We start from the raw sequence: 11460 nt of genomic DNA, 5'->3' as shown, positions 1-11460 counted from the left end.
ATCCGGGCATCAGAACTGGCCGGGCGGCAGCTTGAAGATGTCGGGGCTCTTGGCGTCGGCGACGTAGAACAGCAGCAGGCTGGTCGGGGTCAGCACACGCTGGTTGTTCTCCTTGTTCTCGAACGTGCCCTGCAGCAGCAGGATCACCGAGCGATCCTTGGCGTCGCTGCCGCGGAACATCACGATGCCGCCGGCGACGGGCATGTTCACCGCGATGGAATCGGGCTTGAAGCCTTCACCCATGAAATGAGCGCGCAGGATGTTGGCGTTGGAGAACAGCTTCTCCGGCGTGATCGCGGCGTCGGTTCCCTTCGACCAGACCGCGCCGACCTGGATCAGCGATTTGGACTTGTAGCCGAACACGTAGGAGAGCTCGGCGATGCCGCCGTTCGGCAGCAGGTCCGGAACGGACAGCAGGATGCTGTGCGTCAGCTCGGCCGCGTTGTCCTGCGCCCTGATGGCGTCGGGCTTGGCGTTGAAGTCCTTTGCCATCGCCGCGCGCACATCGGCTTCGTTCATGCCGAACTTGGCGGAGCGGAAGCCGTCGATCGCCTTGCTCTTGTCCTCCGCGCCCGGCGCCTCGGCCGACGGCGCCCCGGCGGCAACGGGCGTGCCGGCCGCAGCGGGAGCACCAGCCGCAGCGGCCCTGGGGGCCGGCGCGGCCTTCTGCTTCGGCACGGCGCCCTGAGCCGCGAGCGGCCCGGCAGCAACGGAGGTGAGCAGGCCGACGACGGCCGGAATGAGATAGATCTTGCGCATCGAAAACCTTCGAAACAACTTGAAACAACGCTTCAAAAATCGGCAGCTGCGAAATCGGCTCCCCCGAACCGTCACCGCAACCGAGACGGAAAATGTTGCAACGCCACAAGGCGTTACAAGGCGCCACCGAGGAGACAAGGTTCGAAACAGCGACTCTTTGGCAGCGTAGGAATACGGTATCGGGCTGCCAAACGCTGCGAATGAACATTCACAAGCGCATTTTTTGATCAATTGTGGACACCGGCCGTTCGCGCTAAGCAACAAACCGGGGCAAGCCATATGCAAAGAATTCCATGACCGAACGGCGTTCCGCTTTCTCGGTCGATCGCCGCGGCTTCATTCGCCTTGCGGGAGCAGGTGCCGCAGGATGGATCGCGCTCGGCGCAACGTCGGATCGCATGCGGATCGTCGCATCCTTGACCGCATTGCCGCTCGACGACGAGCTGACAAGGCGGAGCATGATCGACAGCCCGACCTCGCGCCTCGGCGGCCTCATCGCCGGCTTGAGGCAGCGCGGCTGGGTCGAGGGCGTCAACTTCCGCCTCGAGCTCCGTTCGAGCTTCGGCCCGCCCGACCGGTTGAAGGCGGCCATTCAGGAGCTGCTGGCACTCCAGCCGGATGTGATCCTGACGGGATCGACGATTGAGACCGCAGCTGTCCTTGCCGCAACGAAGACCATTCCAATCGTGTTCGCGACCGCCAACGATCCCGTGGGCAACGGCTTCGTCGAAAGCCTGGCGCATCCCGGCGGCAACGTCACCGGCTTCACCAGCAGCACGGCCGAGATGGGCGGCAAATGGCTGCAACTGATCCGGGAAGCCGTGCCTGATATCGCCCGCGTCGGCATCCTCTTCAACCCCGCGACCACCCCTCGCGGCGGGCGCTTCTTCCTCGACTCGATCGAGCAGGAGGCGATGGAGTCCGGAGTGTCCGCAGTCCCCGCCCCGGTCAACGCGCCGGCGGAGATCGACGACGCCGTCAGGCGCTTCTCCGAACCGCCCAAGGCGGCGATGATTGCGCTGGTCGACAGCTTCCTCGTCGTCAACCGGCAGGCCGTCATTGCGGCGGCCGACAAGTATCGCGTGCCCACGATCTATCCGTTCCATTATTTCATGGATGCCGGCGGATTGATGAGCTATGGACCGACACTGGAAGTGCGCTCGGCCGACTATGTCGATCTCATCCTGCGCGGCACCAAGGCCGGAGATCTGCCGGTGCAATCGCCGCGGAAATACGAGCTGCTGATCAACCGCACGGTCGCGCGCACACTCGGATTGACCATCCCGTTCACGCTGCTCGCGCGCGCCGACGAGATTCGCGAGTGAACGAGACGCCCGACCAGGGACCTTTGCGCACGCCTCCCGGCCGGCTGTTCCGCAAATATCTCTACTCGATCGTCGCCCTCGCCTTTGCGGCGCTCGCCATCAATACCGGCTTCGACGTCTGGTTCTCCTATCGCGAGCAGAAGCAGCTCCTGGCGGCAACCCAGCGCGAGCAGGCAGCCTCCGCCGCGATTCAGATCGGCCAGTTCGTCGGCCAGATCGAGAACCAGATCAGATGGCTCGCACGCCTGCCGCCGGAGCTGTCGACCAACGAAGACGAGCGCCTGAACGCCATCCGTCTGTTGCGCCTCTCGCCGGCGATTGCGGAAATCGCCGAGCTGGACTCGCGAGGACTGGAGCAGCTGCGCGTGTCCCGCCGTGTTGCAGACAAGGTCGGCAGCAAGACCGACCTTTCCGCCTCGCCCGCCTTTCGCGGCGCCAATGAAAGCCGCGCCTATTACGGGCCGGTCTACTTCTTCGCCGACACCGAGCCGTTCATGACGCTCGCCACGCGCGGCGTCGGCCGCAATCCGAACGTGATCGTCGCCGAGGTCAATCTGCGTTTCATCTGGGACCTCGTTGCCGGCATCAGGGTCGGCAACACCGGCAAGGCCTATGTGGTCGACCGCATGGGAGTCTTGATCGCGCATCCCGATTTGTGGCGGGCCCTGCAGCGCAGCGATCTCTCCGGCCATCCGGACGTGCGCTCCGCGCTCGATGGCGTGGGCCCGCCCTCGGGAGGATTGGTCAAGGAGGATCTGACCGGTCAACGCGTGCTCTCGACCTATGCGACGGTCCCCTCGCTCGGCTGGCTGGTGTTCGTCGAGCTGCCGCTCAGCGAGGCCTATGCGCCGATCTATGCATCGATCGGCCGTTCGACCTTCCTGCTCGTCGTCCTCTTGATCGGTGCGGTGCTGGTCTCTCTCTTTCTCAGCCGGCGCATGACGGGGCCGATCCAGCTCCTGACCCAGGGCGCGCGGCGGATCGGCAGCGGCGATCTCGGCCTGCGGCTCGCGATCAAGACCGGCGACGAGCTGGAAGCGCTCGGCGACCAGTTCAACCGCATGGCCGCGCAGTTGCGCTATTCCTACGCGACGCTCGAGCGCAAGGTGGTGGAGCGTACCTCGGAGCTGGAGAAGGCGCGCGACCACGCGCTTGCCGAGCACGATGCCGCCGAGCGCGCGCGCAGCGTGGCGGTCGCGGCCAACGAGACCAAATCGCGCTTCCTCGCCGTCGTCAGCCACGAGCTGCGCACGCCGCTGAACGGCGTCATGGGCGTGCTGCAACTGCTCGACGACGGCAGCCTCGGTGACGCGCAGCGGCGCCACCTCGCGACCGCTGCCGCGTCGGGCGAAACGCTGATCGCGCTGGTCGATGCGGTGCTGGAATATGCGCGGCTGGAGGCCAGCACCGAAATGCTGGAGACGCGCGACTTCCGTCTCCACCAGCTCATCGAGGCCGCCGCCGACCTGATGCGTCCGCAAGCGGTCGACAAGGGCCTGACCTTCGACCTCGCCTGCGATGCGACGGTCAACACCGCCGCGCACGGCGATCCGGTCCGGCTCAATCGCATCCTGCTCAATCTGATCGGCAACGCCATCAAGTTCACGCCATCGGGCGGGATCGTCGTGAACGCGGCGGCCGAGCAGCACGACGATCATATCCTGCTGCGCATCACCGTTCGCGACACCGGCATCGGCATCGCCCCCGACATGCACGAGCGGATCTTCGAGGACTTCGTCCAGGCCGACGACAGCGTTGCACGACGGTTCGGCGGCACCGGCCTTGGCCTCGCCATCGCCCGCCGCCTCAGCCGCCTGATGCGCGGCGAGCTGACGGTCGAGAGCACACCGGGCGCGGGCAGCACCTTCGCCCTCGAAGTGCCGCTGGGGCTGGCCGCGAGCGGCATCGCGCAAGGCGCGTTGCCGCCGCCGTCGCGGCAGCTGCGCGTGCTCCTGGTCGACGACGATCCCGTCAATTGCGAGGTCGGCGAGGCGATTCTGAACCGGCTCGGGCACCGCGCCACGATCGCCAGGAACGGCGCCTCGGCCGTCGCGCTGGCCCGCGATCAGTCATTCGACGTCATCCTGATGGACCTGCACATGCCCGACATGGACGGCGTGGAAGCGGCATCGCGGATCGGCAAGCTCGGCCTGCCGAGGATGCCGCGCATCATCGCCGTGACCGCCGATGTGTCGCGCAGCGCGCGGGAGCGGCTCGCCGGAGCCGGCATCGCCAAGGTCGTCAGCAAGCCGATCCTGATCAACGCGCTCCGCGAGGCAATCGAGGACACCCCGGACGCGCCGGCCACAGCCCAACTCGCCGCGGGCGCGTTGATCGACCGGCATTTCCTCGACGACCAGAAGGAGTTGCTGGGTCCGACGCAGATCGCAAAGCTGCATCATCTGCTGCAAGAAACCAGCGACAAGCTGATCGCGGACATCGCCAAGGCCGCAGCGAACGGCGATCGCAAGCACCTCGCGCGGCTCGCGCATCAGCTCGGCAGCGCCGCTGGCGCGCTCGGCCTCGTCCGCCTGTTCGAGCGCAGCCGCGAGCTCGAGGAGACCGCACCAGCGCTGTCCGCGTCTGAATGCCAGAGCGCCGCGCAAGACCTCGCCGCGCTTCAGAAGGCATCGATGAGTGCGTTGAGTGATTTGCTTGGGCCGGCCGAGCAGCTCCCGATCAGCTAGGACGTGCTCTGGCGGACGCAGGATGTGCCGCCGACATCAGATAGTCGGCATCGGCCGCGACGCGTTTCTCGAGAAAGCCCATGACCGCCTTGATGCGGGCAATGTGCAGCAGGTCCTCGTGAACGGAGAGCCAGATGTCGCGGACGGAGAAATAGCTCGGCAGGATCGGACGCAAATCCTTGTTGTGGGCCGCCACATAGGACGGCAACATGGCAATTCCGACCCCGTTCGATGCAGCCATGTACTGGGACACGAGACTGGTGCTGCGAAACACGACATGAGCCGGCCGCAGGATGTCGGACAGCCAGCGGTTCTCCTTGATGTGGATGTGCTCGTCGATGAAATCGACGAAGTCGTGGTTGTCGAGGTCCTTCAGATCCGCCGGGGTTCCCGCACGCTGCAAGTAGGGATCGGAGGCGTAGAGGAAGATCCGGAACTCGCCGATCTTCTTGACCGAGAGCCGCCGTCCCTTCGGTCGGAAAAAGCTGATGAAGATGTCGGCCTCGCGGCGCGTCATGTCGAGCAGGCGTGTATCGGTGATCAGCTCGACCTGGATCGAGGGCCACGCCTTGCTGAAGGCGGCCATGCAGCTCGTCAGATACATGCTGCCGATGCCTTCCATGGCGGCGATGCGCACCGCTCCGGCGGCGTCCGCCTTCTCGGAGCCGACCACCGTCTCGATGATGGCGTTGGCGTTGTTCTCCATGCCTTCGGCGAACTGGAGCAGCCGCAGCCCCGCCTCGGTCAGGGCGAAGCCGGACTTGCTGCGCTTGAACAGCGTGGTGTTGAGGCTGCGTTCGAGCTCCCTCACCCGCCGGCTGACGGTGGTATGGTCGACCTTCAGCTTCTGGCCGGCGCGAACGAGATTGCGGGTGCGTGCGACCTCCAGGAAGAAGATCACGTCGTCCCAATTGTAACGCAGCGTGCGCGCAGCCTTTGCCATTTCGGCCGTCCTGATATGCCCGTTCGCGAGCTTCGGCATCTGACTCTCGCCAGTTTCGGGCATATCAGCAGGCACAGCAACCGTCAGGCGGCGATGATGGGCGCGTAGGTTTCGACCAGCCGGTTGGCGAACATATCGACCTTTGGGATCATCAGCTTCTGCCGGCAGACCGCGAGGTCGATGTGCTTGGGCATCACGGCCCCGAGCTTGAGGACGCGCGGCGCGACCACGTTGATGTCCCAGAGCGGAAAGCCGGTCGGCGGAATGACGAGGCTGCCGCCCGGATAGGGCGAATCGACGCGGTTCGCCAGCACCACCGCGACCCTGTTGTCCTCGGCCCTCGGGATCGCCAGCAGCTCCCGTTCGAACGGCTCGCGCAGCGAGGCCGGCCACAGGATGATGTCTGCCGCCGCGATGCCGAGGCAACGCGAGACTTCGGGGAATACCGCGTCATAGCCGGACATGACGCCGACCCGGCCGAACGGCGTCTCGAACACCGGATAGTCGTCGCCAGCCTTCGCCCATTTGCGTTCCTCGGCCGTCAGATGGGTCTTGCGATATTTCCCGACCTCCTTTCCGTCGGGTCCGATCAGGAATGTCGTCACGTACAGTCCGGCCGCGGCGCGCTCCACCGTGGGCAGCGCGATCAGGCAATGATAACGGGACGCGATGGTGGCGGTCCTGGCCAGCAGCGAGGTCGTCTGATCGGCCAGCGCCGCGGCCTCCGCGGCGTTCGGGATGGCGGATGGGCAGAACGCATATTCCGGCAAGGTGAGCACCTTGATGCCGAGCTTGGCGGCGTGATCGACCATGTCGAACACGTCCGCGGCCGGGGTGTCCTTGGTCACGTGCACCTGCACGGCCGCGACCTTGGCAACGGATTTCGCCGGGATCAGCGGCTGCTCCGCGATGCGATAGACCCGCGTCTTCTCGTACGGCAACGCCATCAGGCCATAGGTCTCGGGACGGCGGTCGGCGATCTTGTCGTTCGCCGCATAGATCGACTTGTCGTGCGCGGCATCGAGATCGACGTCGGCAATGGCCATGCCGTGCGTATCGTACGGCACCTTTGAGAGCACGCGTCCCTTGGGATCGACGATCATGCTGCCGCCTGGATAATAGATCGAGCGCTCATAGCCGGCCTTGGTCGCGGCCACGAGCCACAGGCCGTTCTCGTAAGCGCGGGCCGGGCCCCACATGTCCGCCTGGTCCATGGCGAAGAAATTCGCCATGTCGACGATCACCTCGGCTCCCTGCATCGCCATCGCGCGGAAGATTTCGGGAATGCGGCCGTCGAAGCAGATCAGCAGCCCGATCTTGCCGAGGTCCGTCTCGACCACCGGGCAGCCGCGCTCGCCGAACGCAAACCAGTTCTGATCGTGGGTTGCGAGGAACTGCTTGTGATAGTGGCAGACAGTCTCGCCGTTGCGGCCGAACATGATGCCGGTGTTGAAGATCTTCTCCTTGTCCGGATCCCATTCGGTGACGCCGCTGGCAATGTAGATGCGGTGCTTCCTGGCCAGCGCCGACAGTGCCGTCACGAACGGGCCGTCCGACATCGTTTCGGCGAGTTCACGGCAGTGCTCGGCGGAATCGAAGAGATAGCCGGTGTCCATGCACTCGGGGAACACCACCAGCTCGGCCCCTTGCCTCACCGCATCCTCGACATATTGCGTGGCGAGCGCGATGTTGTGGTCGAAGTCTCCCAGACGGGCAAGCGTCTGGACGGCGGCAGCGCGAAAACGGCGCTTCGTCATGTTGGTCTCCATCTTCGAAGGTTGATCGAACTAGTCTCGCTTGACCTCGCGCCAGAAGCGGTCGAGGCAATGGCGTTTCAGCGTGATGAACCCCTCGCCGGTCGTGACGTCGAGGTCGCGCGGCCAGGGCAGATCGACCGGAACGATCTCCGCCACCCGCGTCGGCCGGCGCGTCAGCAGCACGACCTGGTCGGCGAGCTGGATGGCCTCTTCGAGATCGTGCGACACCAGCAGCATCGTGGTCTTCAGCTTCATGAAGATGTGCTGGAGCCGTTCGCGCATGAACAGCGTCATCTCGTAGTCCAGCGCTGAGAAGGGCTCGTCGAGGAACAGCACTTCGGGCTCGGTCACGAGCGCGCGAAGGATCGAAACCGTCTGCTGCTGGCCTCCCGACAGCGTGTAAGGATAGGCATTGAGGTCGAACGGCACGTCGAAATCCGCGAGCAGCTTTTCGACGCGTCGGCGCCTCTCCTTGCGATCCACGCCGATCACTTTCAGCGGATAGTGAATGTTGTCGATCGCGCGCATCCAGGGGAACAGCGCTTCCCTGTAGTTCTGGAACACGTACGAGATCCTCGTGTCCCGAATGGTCTGGCCGTCATAGAGCACCTCACCCGCATCCATCGGCATCAGGCCGGAGATCATGTTGATGAACGTGCTCTTGCCGCAACCGTTCGGGCCGAAGACCGAGATGAACTTTCCCATCGGCAGGTCGATCGAGAAGTCGTCATAGATCGTCGTGCCCTGGAATTTCTTGCTGAGCCCACGCACCGTGACGTAGGCCTGCCGCGGCTTGAGCGACGGAACAGGTGACGGGCTTTCAGCGGCAGCCCGATCGACGCTCCGGATCGCAGTCACGTTCCCCATCGGATGATCCACTCAGTTTCCGAGATCGGACTTGGCGAGAAGCTTGTCCTTCACGTTGATCGGGCCTGCCACCACGCCCTCCTTGATGAAGACATCGACCAGCGCCTGGTACGACTTCAGGTCGGTTTCGTTGAGGTCCTTGAAGCCGCGCAGATAGGGCTGCGCCAGGAGCTCCAGCTGGTCTTCCTTGATCGGCGTGTACCTGGTGAGGATCGGCTTGTATTTCTTGAAATCGGCGTTCACGAGATCGGTCGCCTCGTCGATCACCGCGACGACCTTGCGCGCAACCTCGGGCCGCTCTTTCAGGAACTTCGTGGTCATCAGAGAGGCGCCGGAATAGAAGGGATCGGCAATGACATGCGCAACCGGATTGGTCATCGCGCGGACCGCCTTGCCCGAGGCGACGGCGATCGATCCGACCGGCTCCAGCGACAGCGTCGCATCGACCGTGCCGCCGACCACGGCGGGGACCTGCATCGCGACCGCGAGGTCGACCAGCTTGACGTCGGTATCGGGATCGAGCCCCGCCGAACGGACCATGTGGCGGGAGATGGTTCGCCACTGAATGCCCGGGACATGACCGAGCGACTTGCCCTTCAGATCGGCGAAGCTCTTGATCGGGCTGTCCGGCTTGACGATCAGACCGTCATTGATGCGATCGACCGCGATGCCCCCACCCTGCAAGCCGAACACCTTCAGCTTGCCGGGAAACTTGGCTTCCGCAATCATCGCGATGCCGGCCGCCGCGCCCGGAGGACCGAAATCGGCGCGCTCGGCGATCAGGGCGTCGATGATCTGGTTCGGCGCTTCCATCTTGGTGGAAACGATCTCGATGCAGGCCTTTTCGAACAGCTTCTCTTCGAGAGCGACATAATAGGCCGTGGTCTGCATGATCGGCAGCCAGACCGCCGTCACCTTCTCGGTCTTGTCGCAGGCCGCATTCGCGACGCCCGCGCCAAGCAGGAACGTGGACGTGGCGAGCGCCGCAAGGAATCTATTCGTCTGCATGATGGCCTCTTCGTTTTGGATTGGCTGACTATCTGCCGGACCAGTGAATGAACGAGCGTTCGATCATCAGGAGCAAGAGGTTGAGCCCGTATCCCATCGCGCCGGCGATCAGGATGGAGCCGTACATGTCGGTGAGCGAGTACGAGATCTGCGCGTCGATGATGCGGTGACCGATGCCGTCGGTCGCACCGATGAACATCTCCGCGACGATGATCACGACCAGCGCGAGCGATACCGCGGTGCGCAGGCCGACGAAGGTCTGCGGCAGGGTCTCGTAGAAGATGACATCCTTGAAGATGCGGAGCGACGAGGCGCCCATCGAGCGGGCTGCGAGGATGCGGGTCTGACGCGCATTCATCACGCCGTAGGCGACGTTGAACACGATGACGAGCCAGGCGGCGAAGGCAGCGACCGCAATCTTGGCGAAGTCGCCGAGGCCGAACAGCAGCAGGAAGAGCGGAAACAATGCGGTCGCCGGTGTCGAGCGGAAGAAGTCGACCAGGAATTCGACCGAGCGATAGATCGCGGCCCTGGCGCCGAGCACGATCCCGATCGGGACGCCTGCGACCACGGCGATCAAGGTCGAATAGCCGACGCGCGCGATGGTGTGGACGAAATCGCCGGTCATCTTGCCGGCCGCGATGCTGGCCGCGGTGTCGCGCAGCGTGTCGATCGGCGACGGTAGCAGATCCTTGTTGACCAGCTGTCCCTTGAACGCGATCCACCACAGCGCGAACAGCAGCAACGGCCCGATCGCGAGTTCGATGGCGCGCCTCACCTTTGGATTCGAGATCGCCTCACTGATCGTTTGCATCGGCATCCCCGTGGACTCTGCGGCTCTGCGCACTTCCGCCGCGAGCACGAGAAGTGTTGGCCTCGGCGACGCGAAAGAAAATGGCGAGATGTGCAATCAACCGTGCAGGAATACATATTGAAATCAATCTTTTGGATGATTGATTTGCAGGCTTGCAGTGCCCGTTGCGTAGGCAAACTCCTGCTTTTCGCTCATGAGAGCGGCAGCGGGACGTCGGATGGCAGCGGCCTACCGTCGGCGATCCTGCGATCGGAGAGCGTGCCGGCTTCATGTCATCCAGCCGCCGGAGCCTCAGGTCGTCCGCGCACCCTCCTCCCGCCCGAACCGCTCCACCAGAAAATCAATGAACAGCCGCACCTTGACCGACAGATGCCGGGTCGGCGGATACACCGCATAAAGCGCAAGCGGCGGCGCGGCATAGTCGTTCAGCACCGTTCGCAGCGCGCCCTTCTTCAACGCGTCGCCGGCAATGAACTCCGGCAGCAGCGCCAGCCCCCTGCCCTTGATCGCGACGTCGCGCAGCACCTCGGCATTGTTGACGCAGAGCGACCAGGCCGGCTGGATCCAGTGATCGCCGTCCGCGCCCGTCAGCTTCCACTGGTTGCCGGTGAGCAGGAAGCCGTAGGTGAGCGCGGCATGCTCGCGCAGATCCTGCGGATGCCTGGGCGCGCCGTGCCGCGCGAGGTAATCCGGCGAAGCGCAGATCATGCGCGCCACCGGCATGATTTTTCGCGCAATCAGGCTCGACGATTCCAATTCGGCGATCCGCAAGGTCACGTCGAAACCGTCCTGCACGGGATCGAGCAGGTCGTCGCTGAGCACGATCTGGAGCTGGAGCTCCGGATATCGCGCCATGAAATCGGCGAGCACCGGCCCGAGCCGCATCGTGCCGAACGACATCGGTGCGTTGACACGGAGCAGGCCCCGAGGCGCCGATTGCGCCTGCGTCACCGCCTGGTCGGCCGCCTCGACCTCCGAGAGGATGACGAGCGCGCGTTCGAAATAGCGCTGGCCGTTCTCGGTCGGGCTTGCGTGCCGCGTGGTCCGGATCAACAGCTGGACACCGAGGCTCTCCTCGAGGTCGGCGATGTATTTGCTGATCGCCGAGCGCGACAGCCGCAGCTGCCGCCCGGCTTCGGCAAAGCTGCCGCTTTCGACCACCTTCACGAAGGCCCGGAGGCTGCCGAGCTTATCCAAGGATGGCTTCCGGCGATTGTTTCCAAATCGTAGACATAGCCGTCATATTTGCATGGATTGTCTCCAATCCAAAGCGGAACAATATTTCCGGCCAGAGAGCAAG

General features: G+C 64.3%; 9 protein-coding genes. 2 read left to right on the top strand and 7 right to left on the bottom strand.

Features of this window, described 5'->3' with window-relative positions; genetic code table 11:
• Positions 1-9 precede the first annotated feature (9 nt).
• The gene (locus UNPF46_RS05240; RefSeq protein WP_142249302.1) at positions 10-759 is read right to left on the bottom strand and encodes a hypothetical protein; all 750 of its coding nucleotides are present in this window, start codon (positions 757-759) and stop codon (positions 10-12) included.
• 293 nt (positions 760-1052) lie between these two features.
• Between UNPF46_RS05240 and UNPF46_RS05235 the strand changes: the two genes are divergently transcribed.
• Positions 1053-2084: an ABC transporter substrate-binding protein gene (locus UNPF46_RS05235; protein ID WP_142249301.1), complete on the top strand. Its 1032-nt coding sequence runs from the start codon at positions 1053-1055 to the stop codon at positions 2082-2084.
• Complete coding sequence (locus UNPF46_RS05230) at positions 2081-4771, top strand: hybrid sensor histidine kinase/response regulator (RefSeq protein ID WP_142249300.1); 2691 nt, start codon at positions 2081-2083, stop codon at positions 4769-4771. The genes UNPF46_RS05235 and UNPF46_RS05230 overlap by 4 nt, the downstream gene beginning before the upstream one ends.
• Here the strand turns inward: UNPF46_RS05230 and UNPF46_RS05225 are convergent.
• The 6 genes from UNPF46_RS05225 to UNPF46_RS05200 all read right to left on the bottom strand — a co-directional run bounded on the left by UNPF46_RS05225 (position 4764) and on the right by UNPF46_RS05200 (position 11357).
• Entirely contained in the window at positions 4764-5753 is a 990-nt protein-coding gene (locus tag UNPF46_RS05225; protein WP_245448357.1) for a LysR family transcriptional regulator, read from the bottom strand. The genes UNPF46_RS05230 and UNPF46_RS05225 overlap by 8 nt on opposite strands.
• A gap of 44 nt (positions 5754-5797) precedes the next feature.
• Positions 5798-7471: a carbon-nitrogen hydrolase family protein gene (locus UNPF46_RS05220; protein ID WP_142249299.1), complete on the bottom strand. Its 1674-nt coding sequence runs from the start codon at positions 7469-7471 to the stop codon at positions 5798-5800.
• Positions 7472-7501: 30 nt separating this feature from the next.
• A complete protein-coding gene (locus UNPF46_RS05215) occupies positions 7502-8338 on the bottom strand; it encodes an ABC transporter ATP-binding protein (RefSeq protein ID WP_100181220.1) in 837 nt (278 codons plus the stop codon).
• A gap of 12 nt (positions 8339-8350) precedes the next feature.
• Positions 8351-9346, bottom strand: coding sequence for an ABC transporter substrate-binding protein (locus UNPF46_RS05210; protein WP_142249298.1), 996 nt, complete (start codon positions 9344-9346; stop codon positions 8351-8353).
• A 28-nt stretch (positions 9347-9374) separates the two neighbouring features.
• A complete protein-coding gene (locus UNPF46_RS05205; protein WP_100177782.1) occupies positions 9375-10160 on the bottom strand; it encodes an ABC transporter permease in 786 nt (261 codons plus the stop codon).
• Positions 10161-10451: 291 nt separating this feature from the next.
• Positions 10452-11357, bottom strand: a complete 906-nt coding sequence (locus UNPF46_RS05200) for a LysR family transcriptional regulator (protein WP_181769793.1) — start codon at positions 11355-11357, stop codon at positions 10452-10454.
• Positions 11358-11460 lie beyond the last annotated feature (103 nt).

The organism is Bradyrhizobium sp. UNPF46, assembly GCF_006658625.1.
GTDB lineage: Bacteria > Pseudomonadota > Alphaproteobacteria > Rhizobiales > Xanthobacteraceae > Bradyrhizobium > Bradyrhizobium nitroreducens.
Note: the sequence above shows the minus strand (reverse complement) of the source record. Positions and strands in the feature narration are given on the sequence as shown.

Coding starts and splice junctions, on each gene's coding strand:
- UNPF46_RS05215 (WP_100181220.1), bottom strand. CDS start 8,338: ATGGGGAACGTGACTGCGATCCGGAGCGTCGATCGGGCTGCCGCTGAA.
- UNPF46_RS05210 (WP_142249298.1), bottom strand. CDS start 9,346: ATGCAGACGAATAGATTCCTTGCGGCGCTCGCCACGTCCACGTTCCTG.
- UNPF46_RS05225 (WP_245448357.1), bottom strand. CDS start 5,753: ATGCCGAAGCTCGCGAACGGGCATATCAGGACGGCCGAAATGGCAAAG.
- UNPF46_RS05240 (WP_142249302.1), bottom strand. CDS start 759: ATGCGCAAGATCTATCTCATTCCGGCCGTCGTCGGCCTGCTCACCTCC.
- UNPF46_RS05235 (WP_142249301.1), top strand. CDS start 1,053: ATGACCGAACGGCGTTCCGCTTTCTCGGTCGATCGCCGCGGCTTCATT.
- UNPF46_RS05220 (WP_142249299.1), bottom strand. CDS start 7,471: ATGACGAAGCGCCGTTTTCGCGCTGCCGCCGTCCAGACGCTTGCCCGT.
- UNPF46_RS05205 (WP_100177782.1), bottom strand. CDS start 10,160: ATGCAAACGATCAGTGAGGCGATCTCGAATCCAAAGGTGAGGCGCGCC.